The organism is Exiguobacterium sp. s130 (assembly GCF_018619055.1).
Classification (GTDB): Bacteria; Bacillota; Bacilli; order Exiguobacteriales; family Exiguobacteriaceae; genus Exiguobacterium_A.
In genome coordinates this window covers 267,563-289,990 of sequence record NZ_JACSNI010000004.1, presented here as the reverse complement: position 1 = coordinate 289,990, position 22,428 = coordinate 267,563, and the positions used below count along the sequence as shown (strand labels likewise).

The 22,428-nt window shown below is 48.4% G+C and carries 27 protein-coding genes, 7 tRNA genes and 1 rRNA gene; 33 read left to right on the top strand and 2 right to left on the bottom strand.

The features are described from left to right. The 18 genes from rrf to HZS85_RS12480 form a co-directional block, all read left to right on the top strand. Nucleotides 1–89: ribosomal RNA gene (gene rrf / locus HZS85_RS12565) — 5S ribosomal RNA — on the top strand; the annotation flags it as partial. An 11-nt stretch (nucleotides 90–100) separates the two neighbouring features. After that, nucleotides 101–175: transfer RNA gene (locus HZS85_RS12560), tRNA-Asn, on the top strand. Nucleotides 176–177: 2 nt separating this feature from the next. Further along, nucleotides 178–252 (top strand) — tRNA-Glu (locus HZS85_RS12555). A 13-nt stretch (nucleotides 253–265) separates the two neighbouring features. Further along, a tRNA-Thr gene (locus HZS85_RS12550) sits at nucleotides 266–338 on the top strand. Between the two features lie 37 nt (nucleotides 339–375). Then, a tRNA-Tyr gene (locus tag HZS85_RS12545) sits at nucleotides 376–459 on the top strand. 4 nt (nucleotides 460–463) lie between these two features. Next, nucleotides 464–536: transfer RNA gene (locus HZS85_RS12540), tRNA-Lys, on the top strand. 6 nt (nucleotides 537–542) lie between these two features. Beyond that, a tRNA-Gly gene (locus HZS85_RS12535) sits at nucleotides 543–614 on the top strand. 9 nt (nucleotides 615–623) lie between these two features. Next, nucleotides 624–699: transfer RNA gene (locus HZS85_RS12530), tRNA-Ala, on the top strand. Between the two features lie 211 nt (nucleotides 700–910). Continuing rightward, the gene (gene rocF, locus HZS85_RS12525) at nucleotides 911–1,819 is read left to right on the top strand and encodes an arginase (protein ID WP_214856336.1); all 909 of its coding nucleotides are present in this window, start codon (nucleotides 911–913) and stop codon (nucleotides 1,817–1,819) included. A 124-nt stretch (nucleotides 1,820–1,943) separates the two neighbouring features. Beyond that, complete coding sequence (gene sigW, locus HZS85_RS12520; RefSeq protein WP_023466660.1) at nucleotides 1,944–2,507, top strand: RNA polymerase sigma factor SigW; 564 nt, start codon at nucleotides 1,944–1,946, stop codon at nucleotides 2,505–2,507. 16 nt (nucleotides 2,508–2,523) lie between these two features. Continuing rightward, entirely contained in the window at nucleotides 2,524–3,144 is a 621-nt protein-coding gene (locus tag HZS85_RS12515) for an anti-sigma factor (RefSeq protein WP_056064592.1), read from the top strand. Nucleotides 3,145–3,223: 79 nt separating this feature from the next. Continuing rightward, the gene (gene cdaA / locus HZS85_RS12510) at nucleotides 3,224–4,084 is read left to right on the top strand and encodes a diadenylate cyclase CdaA (RefSeq protein ID WP_056064589.1); all 861 of its coding nucleotides are present in this window, start codon (nucleotides 3,224–3,226) and stop codon (nucleotides 4,082–4,084) included. Further along, nucleotides 4,084–5,370: a CdaR family protein gene (locus HZS85_RS12505; RefSeq protein ID WP_214856335.1), complete on the top strand. Its 1,287-nt coding sequence runs from the start codon at nucleotides 4,084–4,086 to the stop codon at nucleotides 5,368–5,370. The genes cdaA and HZS85_RS12505 overlap by 1 nt, the downstream gene beginning before the upstream one ends. Nucleotides 5,371–5,399: 29 nt before the next feature. Next, nucleotides 5,400–6,755 carry a phosphoglucosamine mutase gene (glmM, locus tag HZS85_RS12500; RefSeq protein WP_029343107.1) on the top strand — a complete coding sequence of 452 codons (1,356 nt, stop codon included), beginning with the start codon at nucleotides 5,400–5,402 and terminating at the stop codon, nucleotides 6,753–6,755. Nucleotides 6,756–7,166: 411 nt separating this feature from the next. Continuing rightward, on the top strand, nucleotides 7,167–8,963 hold the full coding sequence (gene glmS, locus HZS85_RS12495) for a glutamine--fructose-6-phosphate transaminase (isomerizing) (RefSeq protein WP_214809556.1): 1,797 nt from the start codon (nucleotides 7,167–7,169) through the stop codon (nucleotides 8,961–8,963). A 74-nt stretch (nucleotides 8,964–9,037) separates the two neighbouring features. After that, complete coding sequence (locus HZS85_RS12490; protein ID WP_214856334.1) at nucleotides 9,038–9,604, top strand: hypothetical protein; 567 nt, start codon at nucleotides 9,038–9,040, stop codon at nucleotides 9,602–9,604. A 23-nt stretch (nucleotides 9,605–9,627) separates the two neighbouring features. Next, the gene (locus HZS85_RS12485; protein ID WP_214856332.1) at nucleotides 9,628–10,395 is read left to right on the top strand and encodes an alpha/beta hydrolase; all 768 of its coding nucleotides are present in this window, start codon (nucleotides 9,628–9,630) and stop codon (nucleotides 10,393–10,395) included. 38 nt (nucleotides 10,396–10,433) lie between these two features. Next, complete coding sequence (locus HZS85_RS12480) at nucleotides 10,434–11,033, top strand: short chain dehydrogenase (RefSeq protein ID WP_214856330.1); 600 nt, start codon at nucleotides 10,434–10,436, stop codon at nucleotides 11,031–11,033. 38 nt (nucleotides 11,034–11,071) lie between these two features. Here the strand turns inward: HZS85_RS12480 and HZS85_RS12475 are convergent, their stop codons facing one another. Beyond that, entirely contained in the window at nucleotides 11,072–11,245 is a 174-nt protein-coding gene (locus HZS85_RS12475; protein WP_155960197.1) for a hypothetical protein, read from the bottom strand. Between the two features lie 129 nt (nucleotides 11,246–11,374). On the opposite strand from HZS85_RS12475, the gene HZS85_RS12470 reads away from it, so the two are divergent. The 4 genes from HZS85_RS12470 (at nucleotide 11,375) to HZS85_RS12455 (ending at nucleotide 14,378) form a co-directional block, all read left to right on the top strand. Continuing rightward, on the top strand, nucleotides 11,375–11,935 hold the full coding sequence (locus HZS85_RS12470) for an isochorismatase family protein (protein ID WP_214856329.1): 561 nt from the start codon (nucleotides 11,375–11,377) through the stop codon (nucleotides 11,933–11,935). Nucleotides 11,936–11,948: 13 nt separating this feature from the next. Then, a complete protein-coding gene (locus HZS85_RS12465; protein ID WP_214856328.1) occupies nucleotides 11,949–12,431 on the top strand; it encodes a GNAT family N-acetyltransferase in 483 nt (160 codons plus the stop codon). Beyond that, the gene (locus tag HZS85_RS12460; protein WP_214856327.1) at nucleotides 12,428–13,321 is read left to right on the top strand and encodes a phosphotransferase family protein; all 894 of its coding nucleotides are present in this window, start codon (nucleotides 12,428–12,430) and stop codon (nucleotides 13,319–13,321) included. The genes HZS85_RS12465 and HZS85_RS12460 overlap by 4 nt, the downstream gene beginning before the upstream one ends. Nucleotides 13,322–13,385: 64 nt before the next feature. Further along, on the top strand, nucleotides 13,386–14,378 hold the full coding sequence (locus HZS85_RS12455) for an NAD(P)/FAD-dependent oxidoreductase (RefSeq protein ID WP_214856326.1): 993 nt from the start codon (nucleotides 13,386–13,388) through the stop codon (nucleotides 14,376–14,378). A gap of 85 nt (nucleotides 14,379–14,463) precedes the next feature. Here HZS85_RS12455 and HZS85_RS12450 read toward each other — a convergent pair whose 3' ends face one another. Next, nucleotides 14,464–14,796, bottom strand: a complete 333-nt coding sequence (locus HZS85_RS12450) for a winged helix-turn-helix transcriptional regulator (protein ID WP_396197630.1) — start codon at nucleotides 14,794–14,796, stop codon at nucleotides 14,464–14,466. A 122-nt stretch (nucleotides 14,797–14,918) separates the two neighbouring features. Between HZS85_RS12450 and HZS85_RS12445 the strand changes: the two genes are divergently transcribed. The 11 genes from HZS85_RS12445 to HZS85_RS12400 all read left to right on the top strand — a co-directional run bounded on the left by HZS85_RS12445 (nucleotide 14,919) and on the right by HZS85_RS12400 (nucleotide 22,341). Continuing rightward, nucleotides 14,919–15,773, top strand: a complete 855-nt coding sequence (locus HZS85_RS12445) for an SDR family oxidoreductase (RefSeq protein WP_214856324.1) — start codon at nucleotides 14,919–14,921, stop codon at nucleotides 15,771–15,773. Nucleotides 15,774–15,847: 74 nt separating this feature from the next. Continuing rightward, nucleotides 15,848–16,702: a PPK2 family polyphosphate kinase gene (locus tag HZS85_RS12440; RefSeq protein ID WP_214856322.1), complete on the top strand. Its 855-nt coding sequence runs from the start codon at nucleotides 15,848–15,850 to the stop codon at nucleotides 16,700–16,702. 405 nt (nucleotides 16,703–17,107) lie between these two features. Next, nucleotides 17,108–17,533, top strand: a complete 426-nt coding sequence (locus tag HZS85_RS12435) for a DMT family transporter (protein WP_214856320.1) — start codon at nucleotides 17,108–17,110, stop codon at nucleotides 17,531–17,533. A gap of 12 nt (nucleotides 17,534–17,545) precedes the next feature. Then, nucleotides 17,546–18,208, top strand: coding sequence for a Crp/Fnr family transcriptional regulator (locus HZS85_RS12430; protein ID WP_353048872.1), 663 nt, complete (start codon nucleotides 17,546–17,548; stop codon nucleotides 18,206–18,208). A 12-nt stretch (nucleotides 18,209–18,220) separates the two neighbouring features. Beyond that, complete coding sequence (locus HZS85_RS12425) at nucleotides 18,221–18,691, top strand: DMT family transporter (protein ID WP_214856318.1); 471 nt, start codon at nucleotides 18,221–18,223, stop codon at nucleotides 18,689–18,691. 2 nt (nucleotides 18,692–18,693) lie between these two features. Beyond that, nucleotides 18,694–19,395: a YjjG family noncanonical pyrimidine nucleotidase gene (locus tag HZS85_RS12420; protein WP_214856316.1), complete on the top strand. Its 702-nt coding sequence runs from the start codon at nucleotides 18,694–18,696 to the stop codon at nucleotides 19,393–19,395. A 107-nt stretch (nucleotides 19,396–19,502) separates the two neighbouring features. Next, entirely contained in the window at nucleotides 19,503–19,670 is a 168-nt protein-coding gene (locus HZS85_RS17025) for a hypothetical protein (RefSeq protein ID WP_313291154.1), read from the top strand. Then, nucleotides 19,654–19,818, top strand: a complete 165-nt coding sequence (locus HZS85_RS17020; protein ID WP_396197216.1) for an N-acetyltransferase — start codon at nucleotides 19,654–19,656, stop codon at nucleotides 19,816–19,818. Before HZS85_RS17025 ends, HZS85_RS17020 begins: the two co-directional genes overlap by 17 nt. A 102-nt stretch (nucleotides 19,819–19,920) precedes the next feature. Beyond that, a complete protein-coding gene (locus HZS85_RS12410; protein ID WP_214856314.1) occupies nucleotides 19,921–20,463 on the top strand; it encodes a sigma-70 family RNA polymerase sigma factor in 543 nt (180 codons plus the stop codon). Then, the gene (locus tag HZS85_RS12405) at nucleotides 20,438–21,793 is read left to right on the top strand and encodes a DUF4179 domain-containing protein (protein ID WP_214856312.1); all 1,356 of its coding nucleotides are present in this window, start codon (nucleotides 20,438–20,440) and stop codon (nucleotides 21,791–21,793) included. The genes HZS85_RS12410 and HZS85_RS12405 overlap by 26 nt, the downstream gene beginning before the upstream one ends. A 65-nt stretch (nucleotides 21,794–21,858) precedes the next feature. Next, nucleotides 21,859–22,341 (top strand): GNAT family N-acetyltransferase, encoded by a 483-nt coding sequence (locus HZS85_RS12400; RefSeq protein WP_214856310.1) that lies wholly within the window; start codon nucleotides 21,859–21,861, stop codon nucleotides 22,339–22,341. Nucleotides 22,342–22,428 lie beyond the last annotated feature (87 nt).

Sequence of the window (22,428 nt, the reverse complement as noted above, 5' to 3'; positions counted from 1 at the left end):
CCCGTTCCCATGCCGAACACGGAAGTTAAGCACTTGAACGCCGAAAGTAGTTGGGGGCTTCCCCCTGTGAGGATAGGACGTTGCCAGGCTTTTAATTTATTCCGCAATAGCTCAGCGGTAGAGCAACCGGCTGTTAACCGGTAGGTCGTAGGTTCAAATCCTACTTGCGGAGCCAACGGCCCGTTGGTCAAGCGGTTAAGACACCGCCCTTTCACGGCGGTAACACGGGTTCGAATCCCGTACGGGTCACCATTATATTTTTTGTGCCGGTGTAGCTCAGCTGGTAGAGCAACTGACTTGTAATCAGTAGGTCGCGGGTTCGACTCCTGTTGCCGGCACTGTTTTTCTCAATTGTATAATTTTCCTAGACAAACTGGGGGGGTAGCGAAGTGGCTAAACGCGGCGGACTGTAAATCCGCTCCCTCGGGTTCGGCGGTTCGAATCCGCCCCCCCCCACCATGTCGAGCCATTAGCTCAGTTGGTAGAGCATCTGACTTTTAATCAGAGGGTCGCAGGTTCGAATCCTGCATGGCTCATTTCTTGCGGAAGTAGTTCAGTGGTAGAATACGACCTTGCCAAGGTCGGGGTCGCGGGTTCGAATCCCGTCTTCCGCTTTTTCTTTCGGGGCCTTAGCTCAGCTGGGAGAGCGCCTGCCTTGCACGCAGGAGGTCAGCGGTTCGATCCCGCTAGGCTCCACCAATTTTATTTAAAGATCTTAAGCGAGTTTCGTTCGTCTTAAGTTTTTTTTATATGAAATGCCAAGCATAACCAGAGTACGTACGCAAGAACACCGTGATTCCCTTCACGGTGTTTTTTTGTATATTCATGCGTTTTTTTGTTGAGTTGAACCACTCGTTTGCTACCGCTTACAATATATGTAGAAGTGACTATGACATAGGGGGAATATCGTATGAACATCGCGTATATCAGCGTACCATACCGTTATGGGCAAGGAAAGCCAGGCACTGAACATGGACCTGCAGCTGTCGAAAAAGCGGGTCTACTCGCGACACTCGAAGCACGGGGACAAGAAGCAGTACGCTACGGGGAAGCGTCTGTCTTATCCGAGGATGCAGTCCGGGAAGAAGATCCGAAGCTGAAACGTTTGGAAGGCGTCGTCCATACGACGAATGATTTGCACCTGATCGTACGTGACGCGTTATCGGAACAATGTTTTCCGTTGTTAGTCGGTGGCGATCACAGCATGGCGATCGGAACGATTGCTGGGCTTCGTCAAACTGTACCACGTCTTGGCGTCATCTGGTTCGATGCACACGGTGATTTGAATACACCGGAAACATCACCGTCTGGTAACATCCACGGTATGCCGCTCGCTGTAGCCCTTGGGGAAGGACATCAGCGTTTAACGGAAGTCGGAGGAACAGATATCAAGCTGCAACCGGAACACCTCGTCTTCATCGGATTACGTGACGTTGATCCAGGGGAACAAGAGCTGATCGATCGTCTTGGTATTCGTGTCTATGATATGGAAGCGATCCGAACTCGGGGAATGGACGCGATCATGGAAGAAGCAATTGCTTATTTGAAGGAAACGACAGATGCGTTCTATCTTAGCTTCGATATGGACGGTCTCGATCCATCACTCGTCGTCGGTACAGGAACACGTGTCGCTGACGGTATTTTCTTAGACGATGCGAAGACAGTGCTCAAGCATTGCGCAACGGCAGAAGACTTCATTGCAGCTGAATTCGTTGAAGTGAATCCTTTGCTTGAAGAAGGAAACGGAACCGCGGAACTTGCGAATGAACTGATCGGAGATCTACTTTTGGCAATGGAAACACATCGCTTAGTAAAATAATGGATGGAACTTGAACTCTTTTCATCGGGGTTCAAGTTTTTTTGTTACAATTTAAAAGGAGATGAAACATTTATCGGTCGACTTCGTATAAGAGATTGACCGCATAGAGCGGGGGGTATTCAAAGTGGAAGAAACGACACTACGCTTAATTGAGCGAGTGAAACAGGGAGACCGTGATGCATTCGCGGCACTTGTTGATCTATATAAGGAAGGTGCCTTTCTTGTGGCTTTCCGGGTCTTGCGCGATCGAATGGAAGCGGAGGATGCGACACAAGAAGCCTTCATCCGTGTATTTACGAAGATTGATTCGTATAATGCACAATGGAAGTTCCGGACTTGGTTGTACCGAATCGTCACGAACGTATCGATTGACCGATTACGGAAAAAGAAACCTGATTATTCTCTTGATGCTGAGATGTCAGGTACTGAAGGACTGACATTGTATTCACAACTCGAGAGCAAGGATACCTTGCCGGAGGACCAAGTGGTCGATAACGAGCAACGAAACGAAGTCGGGGACGCGATTGCGGCTTTACCAGAAAAATACCGTGTCCCACTCGTCCTGAAATATGTAGAGGATCTTTCGCTAAAGGAAATCAGTGAAATGATCGAATTACCTGTCGCTACTGTCAAAACTAGAATTCATCGTGGACGGGAAGCGCTGAAGAAGCATTTTGCCAAACGATGAGAAGGAGGAACTCACCATGTCACGAGAGCATGTACATGAACGGATTCAGGATTATTTAGATCAAAACCAACCACCTGAGGAATTCGAGCGATTGGAAGCAGAGTTACGGGAAGCGGACGCGATGGACGAGTTCGAAGAGTATCGACTCCTTGATGCTCGACTGCGTCAACTTCCAGCGCCCAAATTATCGGCAGATTTTACATCCCGCGTGCTGGCACAATTGCCCGACCAGGTGGATACGCCGAGCGCTGCTTTACTGCACCAACCGCAACCGTCCCGTTTTGGAGGGAAGATGAAGCAATACCCATTGCTCGCGGCCGCGGCTGTTTTCTTACTTTTGTCGGTCGGTAGCCTTGGTGGTTATATGGCACAGGAAGAACATGACTTATCTTATACGAATGCACCAGGCATCGTCGCTCAAAATGGTGAGGTCGTCGTGCCAAAAGGCGTCACGGTCGATCAAGATCTCTATGTCGAAGGCGGGAACGTCCGAATCGAAGGGAAAGTTAATGGCGACGTCATGACCGTTGACGGGAAAGCGTACACGGCGAGTGCTGGTAGCGTGACCGGAGAAATCAAGGAAATCGATCAATTATTCGAACGCGTATGGTACGGAATCAAGCGTCTATTTCAATAATCAGCTGGGACGAGTCGAACTCGTCCCTTTGTGCTATAATGGAAACTGTTTAAATCAGATGAGTTAGGGGGCACGGTTGGTGAATTACTTCAGCTGGCAACCACTTCAATTTCAATTGTTGAAACTGGGAGAAAACGTACATTGGTACGATTATATTAATGACGTGATTGATATTGCGGTCGTGACGTTCGTCATTTACCGTCTCATGATCATCGTCAAAGGAACAAAAGCGGTCCAGCTCATTAAAGGGATTTCGGTCATTTTGATCAGTTGGTTCCTGAGTGGCTTTTTTGGACTTAAAACACTTCAATTCTTACTCAATCAAATTATCACCTATGGGTTACTGGGGATCATCATCATCTTCCAACCCGAACTCCGGCGTGGACTGGAACACTTAGGACGAACGAGTAAATTCTTCTCACGTAGTGCGATCAGTGATGAAGATGAACAAGTTCGAATCGTCGATGCGCTCGTATCGTCTGCCCAGTACATGTCAAAACGCCGTATTGGAGCACTCGTGACGATTGAACGTGAGACAGGACTGAGTGAATACGTAGAGACGGGCATTCCGCTTGGTTCACAAATCACGAGTCAGTTGCTGATCAACTTATTCATTCCGAATACACCATTACATGATGGCGCCGTCATCGTCCAGCAAGGCAAGTTAGCAGCTGCCGCTTGTTACTTACCGTTGTCAGAAAGTGCACATATCTCAAAAGAGCTTGGAACACGTCACCGCGCTGCAATCGGTGTCAGTGAAGTAACGGATAGTGTTACGCTCGTCGTCTCGGAAGAAACGGGTGGTGTCTCACTCGCCATCAATGGACGTCTGTACCGGGAACTCGATGAAGAATCCTTACGGACGAAGTTGCTTGAGACGATCGTTAAGGTCGAACAGACGAATACTTCCTTCTTGAACTGGATGGGGGCGAAAAAATAATGTTCGAAAAATGGTTCAATGAACGCTGGTTTTTACGCATTGTTGCGGTCGTCTTAGCCGTCATGTTGTATTTGATGGTGGCAGGTTCGAATACGACAGGAAAAAGTGACGCCGCTAGTCTGTTGCCGATCGCGGGTCAAGGTTCGACGAAATTTGACGTGCCGGTCACGGTCCAGTATGATGAATCGCAGTGGGTCGCCTATAATATTCCAAATACGATGGAGGTAACCGTTAAAGGTCCATCGAGTAGCTTGACGATGCTTCGGCTCGTTCAGGATTTTGGGTTATCGATTGATTTAAAAGGACTTGACCCTGGCTATCATCGTGTCCGTGTCACAGCAACTGGCTTCGGAAAAGATGTCGAGGTGACGCCGAAGCAGGAGACGATCGAAGTCTTCCTCGATAAGAAGATTACAAAGGAAGTACCTGTACAAGTCGCCTTACTCAATAAAAACAAAATCGCTGAAGGATATGTCGCTGGGGAAGCACAACCGAACCAACAAACCGTTGAAGTCACGGGAGGCGCAGAAAAGTTACAGGCGATTTCAGCGATCCAAGTACCGATCGATGTAACTGGTCGGGCAGAGACGTTTAAAGAGACGTTCAATGCCAAAGCGACCGATGCGAACGGGAATACGATCAATGCATCTTATCAACCAGAGCAACTAGAAATCACAGTACCGATCTATAAGGAAAGTAAGACGGTACCGATCAATGTGCAGACAAAAGATGACGTCAAAAAAGGATATACCGTCGTCAAGATCGTTCCCGTTACGACGGAAGCTCGTCTATATGGAACAAAAGAAGAGTTAGAGCGTATCGGTTCCGTTGATACGGAAGCGGTCTCGCTCAAAGGACTGACGAAGACGACAGAAAAAACCGTCAAACTTGTTGAACCAGAAAATGCGACAGCGATGGATCCGACACAGGTCACCGTCAATATCGTTGTCGAAAAGGAAAATGCGAAATCGACGACGGAAACCGTCGAAGATCGGGCAGAGAAAACGATTCCGGGTGTGACGGTCACGTTGAATGGGTTTGATGAATCGAAGTATACGATTGATTACAACCAAACGATTGATGTCATTGTCCGTGGGAAAGAATCTGATTTAGCATCGATCGATGCGACGGATATCAAAGCGGTCATCGATGTGACGGGACTAAAAGAAGGAACGCACGGATTGCCGATTTCGTATCAGACGTCAAAAGCCTTTGATGTCCTGCGTCCGGATAATATGGATGTCACGCTAAAAGCTGTTCCGCGGACATCCGTTCCGACCAATTAAAACAAATTAGTGAAATGAGGAAATAACACATGGGTAAGTATTTTGGAACTGACGGCGTACGCGGCGTCGCAAACGTAGAATTGACACCGGAACTAGCATATCGCCTCGGTCGAACAGGTGGTTACGTGTTGACGAAACACGAAAGCACACGACCAAAAGTCTTGATCGGACGCGATACACGTGTTTCTGGTCAAATGCTTGAGAACGCACTCATCGCTGGTCTTTTATCAATCGGTGCAGAAGTCATGCGTCTTGGTGTCATCTCGACACCGGGTGTCGCGTACCTGACAAAAACGATGGATGCGACAGCGGGAGTCATGATTTCTGCATCGCACAATCCAGTTGAAGATAACGGAATCAAGTTCTTCGGTTCAGATGGCTTCAAGCTCGATGACGCAACTGAGCTTGAAATCGAAGCATTGCTCGATGAAGCAGAAGATACATTACCACGTCCAGCTGGAAAAGAACTCGGTTTCGTTCACGATTACTACGAAGGTGCACAAAAATATCTTCATATGCTTCGCCAGACATCGGATGAAGATTTCTCAGGTATCCATGTCGCGATCGACGGCGCACACGGTGCAACGTCAAGCCTCGCACCACGTCTATTCGGTGACTTGGAAGCAGAAGTATCGACGATCGGTACAACTCCGAACGGACTCAACATCAATGATGGTGTCGGTTCGACACACCCAGAACATCTCGCTGCCTTCGTTAAGGAAAAAGGCGCAGACGTTGGTTTATCGTTTGATGGAGACGGCGACCGCTTGATTGCAGTCGATGAGAACGGTGATATCGTCGATGGCGATAAAATCATGTTCATTTGCGGAAAATACTTGAATGAACTTGGTCGTCTGAAAGACAACACGATCGTTGCGACGGTCATGAGTAACCTCGGCTTCCATAAAACCGTGGAAGAAAACGGGATGACGGCACTTCAGACAGCGGTCGGTGACCGTTATGTCGTCGAAGAGATGCGTAAGAACGACTACACACTCGGTGGTGAACAGTCGGGGCATATCATTTTCATGGATTACTCAACGACAGGGGACGGCATGTTGTCAGGCGTCCAGTTGTTGCAAATCATGAAAGCGACAGGGAAAAAGTTATCGGAACTCGCAGCTGAGATGCCGATCTTCCCACAACGTCTCGTTAACATCCGTGTCTCAGACAAAAATGGTGCAATGAGCGGTCCTGCCGTGCAAGCGATCATTGCTGAAGTCGAAGCAGAGATGGCGGGCAACGGACGGATTCTCGTTCGTGCGTCAGGAACAGAACCACTCGTTCGTGTCATGGCAGAAGCTCCGACACAAGAAGCGTGTGATGCATACGTCGAGCGGATCGCGAACGTCGTTCGTGAGAACTACGCGTTACAAGAAAATTAAGCAACCTGAAGCGGAGCGAGTGCTCTGCTTCTTTTTTACAATTATTTTAGAAAAACAGATTGAGATTTTTACAAAAAATAGGTATTATGCGTATTGAATAGAAAAATATCGGGAATAGTTACAAATACGTTACCTTTCTTGCTTTTTCAGATTAAAGTTCGTATGATGGTGAAGTCGGACAGAAACGGGGTCAGACGGAAACAAGAAGCGCCAGGGCTTTCACCGTAGGATGAAAGCTGACGAGGTGGAGGTTTATCGAATCATTCGGCGGATGCCTCCCGGTACCAGATCCATACCGTAAATCGTTCTGAAATCGTCCAAGTGATTGGACGGACAAACAGACCGATCGGGATCCTCTCAACAAGAGCCGTTTCCTCTTTAGGGAAATACTTGTAAATGGAGAGATGTAACATGTGCGGAATCGTAGGTATGATCGGACAGGTCAACACGAAGGAAATTTTATTAAAAGGTCTCGAGAAGCTCGAGTACCGCGGCTATGACTCGGCAGGTCTTGCGTTCGTCAACGACGGCGTCCAAGTCCACAAAGAAGTAGGCCGGATTGCTGCGCTACGCGAAGTCGTTCCTGCAGATGCAGACGGGACAGTCGGAATCGGACACACACGCTGGGCGACACATGGTGTCCCAAGCGTACCAAACGCGCACCCGCATCAAAGTGCGTCAGCACGTTTCACGCTCGTGCACAACGGCGTCATTGAAAATGATGAGCAGTTGAAAGCAGAATTGAATGTCGATCTCCTCAGCGACACGGATACAGAAGTCATCGTTCAGATGATTGAAAAGAACTTCAACGAGACAGGTGACGTCGCGGAAGCATTCCGTCAAACACTTCGCGTCTTGCACGGTTCGTATGCCCTCGCATTGATCGATGCTGAAAATCCAGACGTCTTATACGTCGCAAAAAACAAATCACCACTTCTCGTTGGTCTCGGTGACGGTACGTTCAACGTCGTCGCATCAGACGCAATGGCAATGTTACAAGTAACGGATCAATTCATCGAGTTGCATGATGGCGAGATGATCATCTTGACGCGTGATAGCGTTACGATTCAAGATCTCGACGGTAACGTTCAAGAACGTGAAGCATATACGGCTGAAATCGATGCTTCAGACATCGAAAAAGGAACGTATGCGCACTACATGCTCAAAGAGATGGATGAGCAACCAGCTGTTATCCGCAACATCGTTCAACAATATCAAAATGAAGCAGGCGACATCACACTCGACCAATCAGTCCGTGATCTCGTACTCGGTCGTGACCGTGTCTACATCATCGGTTGCGGAACAAGCTACCATGCTGGTTTGATCGGAAAACAGTTGATTGAACAAATCGCTGGCATCCCGACAGAAGTTCATATCTCTTCTGAGTTCGGATACAACATGCCATTATTGACAGAGAAACCACTCTTCCTCTTCCTTTCCCAATCAGGTGAAACAGCGGATAGCCGTGCGGTTCTCGTTGAAGCGAAGAAACTTGGTCACCCGGCACTGACGATCACGAACGTTCCAGGATCAACATTATCACGTGAAGCAAACGCGACGTTGTTGCTCCACGCGGGTCCAGAAATCGCCGTTGCTTCAACAAAAGCGTATACAGCTCAAATCGCTGTCCTCGCTGTTCTTGCGTTTGACCTCGCTCAAGCGAAAGGGGTTGCTGTCAACTTCGATCTCATGAAGGAACTCGGTAAAATCTCAAGTGCGATGGAATCGGTCATGTCTCAAAAAGATCGTTTCCAAGAAATCGCGACAGAGTACTTGTCTGAGTCACGTAACGCGTTCTTCATCGGTCGCGGACAAGATGCATACGTCGGTATGGAAGGTGCATTGAAACTCAAAGAGATCTCATATATCCAAGCAGAAGGATATGCGGGTGGAGAGCTCAAGCACGGTCCGATCGCTTTGATCGAGGACAACACACCAGTCATCGCGCTCGTGACACAACCACACGTTCACCTCAACAACCGTGGGAACGTCAAGGAAGTCGTCGCACGTGGTGCAAACGCGTGTGTCATCGCAGCAGAAGGTCTTGAATTGCCGACGGATGCCTTTGTCATCCCAGCAGTCGAGCCACTCTTGTCACCGCTCTTGTCTGTCTTACCACTTCAATTGATCTCATACTACGCGGCACTCGGTCGCGATTGTGACGTCGATAAGCCACGTAACTTGGCGAAGTCGGTAACGGTTGAATAAGAAACAAATCGACTCCAAATGATAGGCGCGAAAGCGTCTGCCGTTTGGAGTTTTTTATATGAGAGGAGAATAAGATGAATCGCTGGCTTACAGCATTTCCTAAACGATATAAACAGAACGTTCGGGTCGTTAAAGCGTGTCTACCGTTTGGATGGACACGCTTATCACCAGGGACAATCAAAGTGAAGATAGAGCACGAACACATACAGATTCCGATGCGTGTATACGTGTCAGAAATCGACTCGGAGCGGATTAAGAAGCTGACGTCGACGCAACAGACGATTTTATATTGCCTTTACACCCGTCACCATGATGGTCATGTTCGTGAGCATTATCTTCAGCAGTTACTTAAAAACCATTCACACGACGGATGGGTTCTCGCCTATATCATCGAACTCGCTAGTGAATACGTCCGTGAAATCGTCGACATCATCGTACCCGCAATCGAGCAATGGGATCCGGAAGTGAAGCGGCGATTCGTCGAGGATGATCCGGCATACATGAAGCGAATCGAAGACCGGATGATCAGTTACTGGAATGCTTATTATCGGTCAAGTGGCGAACGACGATCTGAAGCGGACTACCCAGGCTTTCGGATTATAGAATCGTTACGGGAGGATGTTTCGGTAGAGGAAGTGTGAAGAGATGAAAAGGAGGTGCGCACTTGATTACGAAATCAAAGGATCTGTACTTAGAAGGAACTGGACCTGCTGTTTTGTTGTTACATAGTTTTACTGGTAGTGCGAATGAGATGCGGGGGCTCGCTCGCTTTTTACATGTAGCCGGGTATACCTGTTACGCGCCCAATTACGCCGGGCACGGGGAATCGCCGGAGCGCTTGTTTGAGACGACGATCGAAGACGTCTGGCAGTCCGCGCAAGACGGATGCGCCTTTTTACATGAGCAAGGGCACAAAGACTTCTTTTTGATCGGGCAATCACTCGGTGGGGTGATGGCTCTTCGACTGGCAGAACAGTCAGGATGCGCCGGACTCATCTTACTCTCGACGCCGATTCTTGAGCGGACGATTGCGGGACTCGAACATAGAGTCCGCCGTTATACGGAACGGTATTTTCAATTTGACGATCGTTCGCCGGAGTGGATCGCAGACTTTGTCGACCGTCATTTTCCACGCCCTGAAAAAGACTTACGGGCACTGCAACAGTTCATCCTCGACACAGGAGTCGTCTTGCAGAAGATCACACAGCCCATCGCTCTATTCCTTGGCGCATTAGATGATGCCGTCTATCATGCAAGTCTCGAGCGAATCGAAAAGACAGTGCCGAGCCGAGATCAGAAAAAGGTCCTTCTTCCGAACAGTAAACATCTACTGACACTCGATCGGGATAAACAACGTTTGTTCGAAGAAATCCTCATCTTCTTGAAGACGCATCCGGTAGAATCCTTGAAACCATCATCTGCTGTGCAGTAGGCTAGATAGGTAAGTTAGACGTGAAAGGGGAAAGGGTTATGCGTATTTTAGTAGTAGGAGCAAGCGGAACGATTGGGCAGGCAGTCGTCGAACGTTTGAGTGAGCGACATGACATCATTCGTGCCGGACGAAGCGGAGCGGATGTACAAGTCGATATTACGTCAGAAGCAAGTATCCGAGCGATGTATGAAACAGTCGGGTCTGTTGATGCTGTCATCAGTGCGACAGGCGGTGCTCATTTTGGTCCATTGACCGACTTAACACCGGAGCTCAATCAAATCGGAATCGACAGTAAACTAAAAGGTCAGGTCAATCTCGTCTTGCTTGGGTTAGGGGCAGTACGAGACGGGGGAAGCTTTACGCTGACGACCGGCATCATGATGGACGATCCGATTCGCCAAGGCGCATCTGCTGCGCTTGCGAACGGTGGGGTCAAAGCGTTCGTTCAGGCAGCGGCAATTGAGATGCCACGAGGCATTCGAATCAACAGCGTCAGTCCGAACGTACTGATCGAGTCACTTGAAAAGTACGGACCCTTCTTCCGTGGGTTTGAAGCCGTTCCGGCGTCACGTGTCGCGACGGCATTCGAAAAGAGTATCGAAGGGGCGCAGACGGGGCAAAATTACGAAGTCTATTAACTAAAAAAGCAGGTGGCGAAAAATCGCTACCTGTTTTTTTACAGACCGGATAGGATATAACGTTCAATTCCGAAAAGTAATAGAGTGATCCCGAGACAAATGAGTAAGTTGCGTACGAACCAGCGACCTGTCATCGTCCGGTTCATGATCAGTTTCTCCAGTGTCAGATTGACGAGAAGCACACATAAGAAGATGACGCCAAACCAAATCATCCAGACACATCCTTTCTTTCTTCTTAACGAATCCAACAGCTAAAAAGTTTCGCGTCCGTCAGGAGCAGGAAATCATTCAGATGAGCGGGAAGGAAACAAGCAGTCGATTTTACAAGGAGGAACATGACGATGAAACAAGCGGTCCTAGTGATTGATTTTCAACAGGAACTCGTCGACGGAAACACCGAAGAACGTCCGGTATACTTAAAAGAACAAGTCGCGCACGTCATCGAAGCGGTCGTACTCGAAGCAGACGAACGGAACATCCCAGTCGTCTTCATTCGGGATCTAGATGTCGCTGGCGGAACAGGACCCGGTTTTGCAGTCCATGATTCGATTCCCGTTCCAGCGTCCAGTGTCACGTTCGATAAAGCAGCGACGAATGCGTTCCATAGTACCCCCTTGCTCGATCATCTACGCCAAGCATCGATTGAACATCTGATCGTCTTAGGTTGTAAGACGGAACACTGCATCGATACTGCGGTACGCAGTGCGACAGTACATGGTTTTGATGTCACACTCGTTGCCGATGGACATACGACGAACGGTTCTGATGTATTGACGCCGGAGCAAATGATCGCACACCACAATCAAGTCTTGCACGGTCATTATAACGTCGAACACTTTGCGATCGTTCGTCCGTCAACGGAAGACGTCTTCACCCCAACCCACAATGACTACCGGACATGAAGAGGAGAATAAGATGATTGAATTACGAAAAATGACAGCGTCCGATTACGATCGCTACGCAATGCTCGTTCAAGACGATCGTGTCATGCGTTACATCACGGAACAGGCATTAACAGACGCAGAAACGAAACAACGCTTTGAGCGAATCCTTGAACAACAGCAGCACGACCGACTCGGATCGTATTTGATTTATGCCGAAGAGACATGGATTGGAATCGGGCACATGACCCGAAGTCAAACGCAACCGTTCGAAGCAGAGCTCGGTTACATGCTACTACCCGATCAGTGGGGACGCGGATACGGCACAGCGATTGCAGAGCGTCTCTTACAGTTAGCGACAGAAGAAGAGCTACAGGTCGTCACGGCGACGATTGATCCAGCACATGAAGCGTCGCGCCGTATTTTGATCGGATTAGGTTTTGAATCGACCTATGTTGGACCGATTGACGGTCTACCAGGTGAAACGCTACAGAAAATAGTGGGAACGACGGAATGACGCGAGACGAATGGATTGAACATTTTCAACTCGACGTCGTGGCGTGTGCGACCGTCGACGAATCGTATAGTTCTGAAGTCGATCGTCTCATCCTAACGGATGGTCAGGTCGTCTTCTTGAAGCGCCCGTACACGGCTGAAAAGTGGTACCGGGAACGTGGCTGGATTCATGCACTAGAAGAATTTGTACCCGTGCCGCACATCTTAGCTGAAGCAGCTCCCGGGCAGACGACCGGGGCGTTCGTACTTGCTGCCTTACCGGGACAGGCACCGGTCACGATGACTAAAAAATTGGCGTACGAAATTGGTCGAACGCTCGCAATGCTGCATACGTGCACAGGAGAAGCTTACGGCGAGTATACGGAAGATGGATTTTATGCCTATCCGGTTCAGGACTGGCGACGTTTCCGGAATGAAAAACTCGATGGATTCATGCCGTTCATCACGTCCGAACTCGACCCCGTTTTTTTAGAGAACATCCAAACAGAGTTAGTCAGACGAGAACAGTCGTTACCGGAGCCGTCACGTCCCGTTGCCACACATTGTGACTTCCGCCTAGCAAATTTACTGACGGTAGGTGATCAAGTCACAGGGGTGATCGATTTCGAGACGACCCGCTATGGGGCCGTCGAGATGGACTTCACGAAGATCGTCCGTAATCTCAATACGTTCGGTTCCATTTACGTCACGGCATTTCAAGAAGGATACGCGACATTACACCCAGACGTGCCGATCGAGACGTATCTCGCATACTATCGTTTGTGGGAAGTACTCACTGCCGTCGGCTGGTGCATCAAACGGGGACGAGAAGAGCACCAGGCGTTCTTTGAGGAGAACATCGCACTCATCGAGCAGGAATTACAGACGACGAGCATATCGGATGGGTATTGATTCACCCATGTCTTGGAAGAAACCTCTATACTTAGGGAAATGAGGAATCTGAGGGGGAAGCGAGATGACAGGGAAACGAATCGGAATCATTGGCGGTGGACTCGCCGGGATCTTTGCGGCACGCCAATTGCAGGCAGCAGGACATGCTGTTGAAATCATCGAAAAAAGCCAGAGCGTCGGGGGGCGAATGGCAACTCGTCGTATTGATGAAGGAACAGCGGATCATGGTGCTGTCTTCTTCACGGTTCGGACGGAAGAGTTGGGACGCGAAGTCGACGGATGGCTTCAGAAGGGATGGGTTCGTAAGTGGTTCGGAACGGATTTTCCACGCTATGTCGCAACGAACGGCATGAATCAACTCGTACAAGCGATTGGTCGAGGAATTCCCGTCCAATTGAATAAGCAAGTCACGCATATTTCGGCAACGGAAGATGAACTTGTCACACAGGCGACGGACCATCAAAGTGAATATGATGCACTCCTCGTAACAGCACCGGTACCGCAAGCCTATGAACTGTTACAGTCTTCTAGTTTGACACTTTCTGATGACGATCATGAGCAGTTACGACAAGTGACGTTCGAGCCGACATTCGTTGGTCTGTTTGAAGTCAAAGAGCGACTCACGATCGGGGAAGTCGGATTGCAAGATGAGCATCTTATCGACGGTATCTTAAAAATCGTCAACAATGCCGAGAAGGAGATTTCGAAAACGACACTTTTGAGCGTCTATATGACAGCCCGCTTCAGTGAAGACTGGTACGAGCGTCCGGAAGAAGAGACACTCGCGGAAGTTGAGCGTCTGTTACAACAGCAACTCGGACCAGTGACGATTATCTCCCGCCAGCTCAAGCGTTGGCGTTACGCTCAGGCACGTGCAGTTTACCGGACACCGCATTTGAAACTGTCGTCACATCCACTTTGGCTTGCTGGTGATGCGTTCCTTGAAGCCGATGATGCATCAGGACGGACGCGCGTCGAGAGCGCTGTCATCTCCGGATTACGCGTCGCAGAAGCGATCGACACCCACTTACGTCAGACGGTAACAGCGACGGAATGAACGAAAACATGCACTTCTTTTCAAGTGTCTATCATTCGGGGTTCAGTTCAACTCGAGAAGAAGCGCATTTTTTTGTTACTCACGATCATTTCACCTGAAAGTGTTGTTCACTCCAGGCTGCCATGTGATCAAGAATTGGTAAAAAACTATGACCAGCATCCGTTAGAGAATATTCAACACGAGGGGGAACTTCGCCAAAGACGTGCCGTTGAATCAACCCATCCGCTTCAAGCTCACGTAGCTGACGTGTCAATGTTCCCTTAGAGATACCTGTTAATTGTTGCAGTTCATTAAAACGATGTGTTCCGTGTGTCAGGTGCCACAGCAAGATGATCTTCCATTTGCCAGCGACCATCTGTTGGACCCGAGTGACTGGACAGGCAGTGCGTTGATTGGTCGTTGTATCGAATACAGCCACATTCATCCTCTCCCATTGGTTCGTTTTGAGGGACCTAGTTTCAGATAAGTGCCTACTTTTTTTAGTGTATCACCTAGCGTATCATGAAGAACAACATCAAACTTCAAAGGAGTGGTTTCATCATGAAATGGTTAATTACTGGAGCAACCGGAAAATTAGGCGCGCGGATCGTGCAGCACCTCAGTGAACAAGTCGGCAACGAAAATGTAGCGGTTAGTGTCCGCGATGTCGAAAAAGCAACAGCGCTTGCAGTACAAGGAATCGATGTCCGATACGGAGACTTTGATCAGCCCGAAACACTCGGACAAGCGTTTCAAGGAATCGATCGATTGTTGATCATTTCGACGGACGGTGAAGAGGCGACTCGGATCCGGCAACACCAAGCCGCTGTCACGGCAGCAAAAGAGGCAGGCGTCAAGCTGATCGGCTATACGAGCATCGCCAATGCGGCACACAGTACAAACGGACTTGCTCGAACGCATCGTGTCACAGAGGAAGCGATTCAAGCGACAGGTATCCCGTATGTCTTTTTCCGCAACAACTGGTATCTCGAAAATGAACTCGGAACGATTGAGGCTGTCGCACAAGGCGCAGACTGGTTAACGGCTGCAGGTGAAGGCAAAGTCGGATGGGCGTTACAAGATGAGTATGCGTTAGCGATTGCGACGGGACTGACACTTGAGCATCCAAAAGCGATCTATGAACTATCGGGACCGTTGCATACACAAGCAGAACTTGCAACTGCAGTCGGAACAGTGCTTAACCGACCGGTCGCTTTAGATGAAGTAGATGGCGCGACCTATGGCGAGCGGATGCAAGCAGCTGGCTTACCTGACTTCTTGATTCCAATGCTGACTGGTATCCAGGCAGATATCGCAGCAGGGACTCTGGCAGTAGAAAGTACTGATTTTGAAGCATTACTTGGTCGTCCCGTGACGACGCTGGAAGAGGGAGTCCGACTTCTTTTAAAAAGATAAGTTCATCTGAACGTTTTCAAGGTGAGTGAGTTGGGTAAACCCCCTTTAGAAGCAATTAAAGGAGGAGTCCTACCATGAAACTGTCATCCTATCGTGTTAAAGAAGGCGAGCAAGTCTCGTTTTCGAATTACCCGACATCAGAAGAACATAAAATTTCGGAAGCAGAATTGCGAGAGAAACGGATTCCAAAAAGTGTTGAGACGTTAAAAGAGTTACATTGGCGTTTGTATGCCGAAGAGAAAAATGGCGTCCTCGTCATCCTGCAAGCGATTGATGCAGCAGGGAAGGATGAGGCGATCAGCTATATCTTTTCTAACTTGAACGCACAAGGACTCCGAACGATTTCCGTCAAAAAACCGTCGGATACGGAGCAAAAACATGACTACCTATGGCGAATCCACGAAGGACTACCGGAAAAAGGGGAAGTCGGCATCTTAAATCGCTCCTATTATGAGGAAGTCATTGCACCACGAATCCATGATTTGCTCGAGGAGGAAGAAAAGCCGGATGACGGAGATGTTTGGCAGATGCGCTACCGTCAAATCAATGACTTTGAACGCTATCTCGTCGAGAACGGCTTCCGGGTCGTCAAGTTTTTGTTTCATGTCTCAAAAGAGGAGCAACGGCAACGGCTGTTGACTCGTCTGAAAGATCCAACGAAAAACTTCGAATTCTCGTTTAATGACATTGAGGAACGCAAGCACTGGGACGAATACCATGAGATTTTTGCTGAGCTTGTCTCAGCGACATCGACATCGTATGCACCATGGTATATTTTACCGGCAGATGACGAATGGTATTCCCGCTATATCGTCACCGAAGTCATGAATGACGTCCTGAAGGAAATTGATCCGCAATATCCAAAGCTATCAGAAGAGGATCAGGAACAGCTGGATGAAGCGATTAAACGATTGGAAGAAGAAGCATAAACTATTTAAACACATCAAGAGGCTGACTCAAAAGTCAGTCTCTACAAAGATAAGGGGGGACAGATCATCAATCTGTCCCCCCTTATCTCGTAATAAAAAGAATGACGCGTCACACGCCACTCCTACAGGAAAAACGCATTTATGCGTTGTCAGAGACGAACAAGACCCGCTTTCCTGCTTAAATGAAGCAGGAAAGCTGGCTTGTGTCTCGCCTGAGGAAGGGGCGTGAAAAGACGCGTCATTCTTTTTTTGAGTCAGCCCCTTTTGATACACTTGGAGTTGTATGAAATTCTATTTACTCATCATGATTTCTAAACTTCTGAACATCTCAGGACAAATGTCCTGTTCAAATCAGAAAGACTCTCGTTAAATGAGAGTATCATGGAACGAGAGAGGAGTATGCACATGCGTGGTGTCTTATTTGCGATTGCTGGTGGCTTTTTCTTAACGCTTCAAAGTGTTGCCAATGCCCGGATTAGTCAAACGATCGGGACGTGGCAAGCGGCAACGATCACACAGATGACCGGGTTCATCGTTGCGATCCTCTTAGCGATCGTCTTACGGGATCGCAGTTTTTCGGCGATGCGACGTGTCAAACCGCTTTATCTGGCAGGAGGTGCCTTTGCAGCGATCATATTATTCAGCAACATGACGGCTGTCCACCGGATGGGCGTGACCTTGACGATTTCGCTCTTTTTATTGGCGCAATTAGCGCTTGCACTCTGGATTGACGGAAGAGGCTGGTTTGGTGTCATGAAACGTCGACTGCGGGGACCGCAGATCATCGGCATCTTGATGATGATTGCGGGGATCTTCATCTTAAAAAGCTAAGGAGGAGAAAGCGTGACGAACATTGTAACCTACTTGGAACGGTATCAGTTAACGCATGTCTTTGATGCATCGTTACGCAAAGCGATGCACATCCAGACGTTCGCACCGGGTGAGACCTTATGTCGGCAAGGCGATGTTGCGCATGAACTCTACCTGCTCGTCGAAGGAAAATTGAAGATCACGCATATGTCGGCAACGGGGAAACGTCTCGTGTTGTCCTTCAAGCATCCGTTTGATCTCGTCGGCGATATTGAGTTCGTCCGAAAGATTGATTTGATGAACACGGTCGAGGCAGTGACATCAGTGACCGTCTTACGGATCGCTTATCCGGATTTAGAAGAGACACGTGTACATCATTCTGCCTTTTTATTATTTTTACTCGAGACGATCACGAAAAAGTTTGAATTAAAATCGCATACGCTCAGCTTCAATTTGTTGTACCCGGTTGAAGTTCGGCTAGCCAGTTATTTGCTGTCGATGACACCTAATACGGATGCTTTTGCGAGTAAGGAACTCGTCGATGCAGCAGATTTGATCGGGACGAGCTACCGTCATGTCAACCGTGTCTTACGTCAGTTCGTCGACGATGGGTTGATTCGCCGAACGCAGCATACGATTGAGATCATTGATCGAGACGGATTGATGGAACGAGTCGGAGAAAGCATTTACGAATGAAAGAGGTGCAACATGGTTACGGGAATCATCCTTGCCCTTTGTGGGGGTATGCTCGTTTGTATTCAAAATACGTTTAACGCAAAAGTCAAAGAACATGTCGGTGCTTGGGCGACGACGACGCTAGTCCTTGGACTCGGGTTCCTCGCTTCACTGATGATTGGTTTGATCGTCGAAGGGTCACAATTGTTTGCACTCGAACAGGCGCAAACTTGGTTTTGGTTCAGTGGGATCATCGGTGTCGGTGTCGTCCTCTGTGTGACGCAAGGCGTTCAACAACTCGGACCGAGTCGAGCGATTTCGATCGTCATGGTATCACAAATCCTGTTTGCCTTGCTGTGGGATACGCTCGGTTGGTTCGGTTTACAGACCGTTCCGTTTACGTGGACGAAAGCACTCGGTGTCCTATTGATTGGTGGCGGAGTTCTGTTATTTCAACTAGGCGGCAAAACAACGACTGTACAACATGTACGAAAGGGTGCGTGAATATGTTTTATAAAACAGTATTATTCGATATTGACCATACACTACTTGATTTTGAAGCGACGGAACGGATTGCCTTTAGACGTCTGCTTGAGCAACAAGATCTAACGTGGACGACTGAGCGAGAAGCGCGCTACAAGGAAATCAATCACGCACTCTGGAGAGCACTCGAACGGGGTGAAGTGACACGGGAGGAAGTCATTCACTCGCGATTCGTGACGTTCTTTGCGGAAGAAGGACGAGAAGTCAACGGACGAGAAGTTGACGAAACGTATCGCGGATACCTCGCGCAAGGGACGGAATTGATTCCGGGTGCGACTGCCCTGTTAGAGCAACTAGAAGGGAACGTCGAGATGTACGTTGTCACGAACGGGATATCAAAGACGCAACGCGCGCGACTTGATGGCGCCGGATTAACGCACTTCTTTAAAGCGATTTTCGTTTCAGAGGAGACAGGTTTCCAAAAGCCGATGGCAGGCTTCTTCAATCATGTGTTTGCGCGGATTCCGCAATTCGACCCGGTGCGAACGATCATCGTCGGAGATTCCTTGTCAGCTGATATCGCAGGTGGGAACGAAGCCGGTATCGCAACATGTTGGTTTAATCCAGACGGAAAATCAGCGACGGATATCAAGCCGACGGTTACGATTACGTCGTTAGCCGAACTACCTGCGGTGCTTGAAAACGCAGCAGTCCTTCAACAATGAATTAAACCAACCGATAGGAGAGAGAAGGAAAGGGGGCGATCACCGTGCAACGATGTGATCAACAGACGCTGGAGGCAACTCCTGTCTAATTAAAAGGGGAAATGAACATGATTCAACTTGTACCGGTAACAGCAGAAAATTGGGAAGCTTGTTGTGAACTGACGCTGACAGCAGAACAGCAGGACTTCATGGAAGCGAACGTCTATTCGATCGCGCAAGCGAAGTTCGAACCAAGCCTTGTCCTTCGGGCGATTAGCGATGCAAGCCCTGATTAAAGAGATGCGAATGTTACCTGCAGCAAAACGAATCGTCGTCGGTTACCGACCAGACAATCAGGCGGCACACTGTCTGTATGCGAGTCTTGGCTTCATCGACCACGGGGATCGATTCGGTCGGGAAATGGCAGTACGATTAGACATTTGAAGTATGGAGGGACTCTTGAAACACAAGAGTCCTTTTCTTTTGGATATTTTTTGAAACTTTTCTCGGTTTATCATGCTCTAATAAGTAAAGGGAGGGAACACGATGGACTTACGAAACGAGCACACGACACTCGTCCGCCGTGCGATGAAGCACGATGAAGCGGCGTTCGAGCAATTGGTGCTCCTACATAGCGAACAACTCTACCGAACAGCATATCTTTATGTGAAGAACGAACACGATGCCTTAGACGTCGTACAAGAGACAGTTTATAAAGCGTTCATCTCGATCGAACAAGTGAAGGAACCGAAACATTTCGTGACGTGGATCACGAAAATTCTCATCCGTAATTGTTACCGCGCGTTGGAAAAACAACAACCAACAGATGATATCTTACTTCATGTTCCGGTACAGGAAGACCGATCGCGAGACGAACACCTCGATCTCGTGCACGCGTTATCGCATCTGCGAAAAGAATACCGGGATGTCTTAGTTCTTTTCTATTTTCATGATATTCCGATGAAAGAGATCGCAACTTTCATCGGCATTACCCTCAATACGGTCAAGACGTATTTAAAGCGAGGACGCGAAGAATTGAAAATACAGTTAGGAGGAATGGATTATGGCACAGCACGATCTACGAAATGACTATGAAAAAATTCCTGTCCCAACGGACGCCTTACAAGACCGGATTCGTCAAGGGATTACGCAAGGCGTAGCGGAAAGAAAACAACGACGTCCTCGTCGGAAACAGTACGTTGCCATTGCGGGTCTTGCCGCCTCGCTATTCGTGACGACGTTCATCGTTCCACCGTTTGCTTCCGCGATGTCGCATGTGCCATTGATTGGTGGATTGTATCGTCCCTTTATAGAACAGGGCACAGTCGGCACGGAAATCGAGAAGAAACAACTTGCAACAGCAATTGATCAGACGGTAACCGATCAAGGCATTACGATCAAGGTCGTCGACGCCTACTATGATGGTACGACGATTGGGATGAACCTGACGGCAACTGGTGTACCAGACGTCAACGAAACGAAACGAGCTGCTTTTTATGAAGTGTTCAAAGGGGATAAACGATTCGAAGGTACTGAAAATCAAGAACTGGCACATTTCAAACAGGACGGTAAGGTATGGAAAGCACGAATCGAATATGATGTCGGCTTACAGAAATTAAGTGATTCCATGCAGGTGCCACTCGTGATTTCGGAAATGTTTGGTCTAGACGGAAACTGGCAATTCGAGGTTCCGGTCAAACGATTGCAAGCGATTGAACAGACGTTTAATACGACGGTGAAGAATCCTGATTATGCAGTCGATGTCACATTGAAACAGATGACAAAAGGACAGGCAAGTACGACGTTTGATTATACGGCGGTTTATCCGAAGGCATATGATTACCAAATCGGATTTTCCTTATTTGATGATAGCGGGAAAGAAGTTATTCACAATTGGTCAGAAAGTACAGCCTTAGTAAGCCATACGAATACTTCATCCGAGCGAACCGATACGTCACGGCTTAGTCTAGGCAACTATGTGATTCCGAGTGGGGCATACACATTGCATCCTCAATTAAGCATTACACCTAAAACAACGTTTATTCCATTGACGACATCGTTACCTTACGCGGAGCAGAATCCAACACATCCGTTAAAAATGACGACACAAAACATTAAGATTACAGACTCTCAAGTAATCGTCGATTTTGAAACGAATGCAGTCGAAATGTTATCAAACATTAAATTGGATGCAGTGAGAAGCATGTTCTTGATTCAAGGAAACGAACCCCCGGATGGGCGTGAAATCAAACCACACATCACGGTACGAGATGCGAACCAAAAGCAATTCCGAGCAACGTTTACGTTATCAGCTTCACAAATGGCATCCATTGACGAATTTTATCTGGAGACAGGTTACTCGAATATCATGACGAACACACCAATCGACTTGAAGCCGATTCCGTTCATCGTCGATTAAACAGGAGACTCCTGACATGCTGTCGAACTAGAATAAGCATGTGAGCAACAAAGGAGTCTGATGAAATGGAAGTACGTCAAATGACAGCGGAAGATTACCCAGAAGTCGTTCGGATCTACGAACAAGGAATAAAGACGGAGAACGCGACGTTTCGCACGGAAGCATTACCGTACGAAGAATGGACGAAGCATCACCACGAACACAGTCGACTCGTTGCAATCGAAGGCGAGCAACTGCTCGGCTGGGTTGCGTTAAGTCCATTTTCTTCGATTCCAGCATACGCTGGTGTCGCTGAAATCAGTCTCTATATTGCAGAAGAAGCACGCGGTAAAGGGGTCGGCACTCGCTTGATGGAAGACGTCATTGCAACAAGTGAAGCAGCAGGCATCTGGACCCTGCAATCGCAAGTCTTTCCGGAAAATCATGCGAGTCTGCGCCTTCATGAACGTTTTAATTTTCGCGAAGTTGGTCGCCGGGAGAGACTTGGTCGGCTCGGAGGCAGATGGCGCGATACGGTATTGCTCGAGCGACGCAGCACATATCTCTAAAATTCGGCAAGTGGACGCAATGTTCCCTTGCCTTCTTTGTGTTGAAAGCAAGGGATAACGGGAAAAGACAGACAGCAAAAGAAGGGG

Excerpts from the sequence above, each read along its gene's own strand:
- rocF (WP_214856336.1), top strand. The coding sequence starts at position 911 with ATGAACATCGCGTATATCAGCGTACCATACCGTTATGGGCAAGGAAAG.
- HZS85_RS12515 (WP_056064592.1), top strand. The coding sequence starts at position 2,524 with ATGTCACGAGAGCATGTACATGAACGGATTCAGGATTATTTAGATCAA.
- HZS85_RS12505 (WP_214856335.1), top strand. The coding sequence starts at position 4,084 with ATGTTCGAAAAATGGTTCAATGAACGCTGGTTTTTACGCATTGTTGCG.
- glmM (WP_029343107.1), top strand. The coding sequence starts at position 5,400 with ATGGGTAAGTATTTTGGAACTGACGGCGTACGCGGCGTCGCAAACGTA.
- glmS (WP_214809556.1), top strand. The coding sequence starts at position 7,167 with ATGTGCGGAATCGTAGGTATGATCGGACAGGTCAACACGAAGGAAATT.
- HZS85_RS12490 (WP_214856334.1), top strand. The coding sequence starts at position 9,038 with ATGAATCGCTGGCTTACAGCATTTCCTAAACGATATAAACAGAACGTT.
- HZS85_RS12480 (WP_214856330.1), top strand. The coding sequence starts at position 10,434 with ATGCGTATTTTAGTAGTAGGAGCAAGCGGAACGATTGGGCAGGCAGTC.
- HZS85_RS12475 (WP_155960197.1), bottom strand. The coding sequence starts at position 11,245 with ATGATTTGGTTTGGCGTCATCTTCTTATGTGTGCTTCTCGTCAATCTG.
- HZS85_RS12470 (WP_214856329.1), top strand. The coding sequence starts at position 11,375 with ATGAAACAAGCGGTCCTAGTGATTGATTTTCAACAGGAACTCGTCGAC.
- HZS85_RS12465 (WP_214856328.1), top strand. The coding sequence starts at position 11,949 with ATGATTGAATTACGAAAAATGACAGCGTCCGATTACGATCGCTACGCA.
- HZS85_RS12460 (WP_214856327.1), top strand. The coding sequence starts at position 12,428 with ATGACGCGAGACGAATGGATTGAACATTTTCAACTCGACGTCGTGGCG.
- HZS85_RS12455 (WP_214856326.1), top strand. The coding sequence starts at position 13,386 with ATGACAGGGAAACGAATCGGAATCATTGGCGGTGGACTCGCCGGGATC.
- HZS85_RS12445 (WP_214856324.1), top strand. The coding sequence starts at position 14,919 with ATGAAATGGTTAATTACTGGAGCAACCGGAAAATTAGGCGCGCGGATC.
- HZS85_RS12440 (WP_214856322.1), top strand. The coding sequence starts at position 15,848 with ATGAAACTGTCATCCTATCGTGTTAAAGAAGGCGAGCAAGTCTCGTTT.
- HZS85_RS12435 (WP_214856320.1), top strand. The coding sequence starts at position 17,108 with ATGCGTGGTGTCTTATTTGCGATTGCTGGTGGCTTTTTCTTAACGCTT.
- HZS85_RS12425 (WP_214856318.1), top strand. The coding sequence starts at position 18,221 with ATGGTTACGGGAATCATCCTTGCCCTTTGTGGGGGTATGCTCGTTTGT.
- HZS85_RS12420 (WP_214856316.1), top strand. The coding sequence starts at position 18,694 with ATGTTTTATAAAACAGTATTATTCGATATTGACCATACACTACTTGAT.
- HZS85_RS17025 (WP_313291154.1), top strand. The coding sequence starts at position 19,503 with ATGATTCAACTTGTACCGGTAACAGCAGAAAATTGGGAAGCTTGTTGT.
- HZS85_RS17020 (WP_396197216.1), top strand. The coding sequence starts at position 19,654 with ATGCAAGCCCTGATTAAAGAGATGCGAATGTTACCTGCAGCAAAACGA.
- HZS85_RS12410 (WP_214856314.1), top strand. The coding sequence starts at position 19,921 with ATGGACTTACGAAACGAGCACACGACACTCGTCCGCCGTGCGATGAAG.
- HZS85_RS12405 (WP_214856312.1), top strand. The coding sequence starts at position 20,438 with ATGGCACAGCACGATCTACGAAATGACTATGAAAAAATTCCTGTCCCA.
- HZS85_RS12400 (WP_214856310.1), top strand. The coding sequence starts at position 21,859 with ATGGAAGTACGTCAAATGACAGCGGAAGATTACCCAGAAGTCGTTCGG.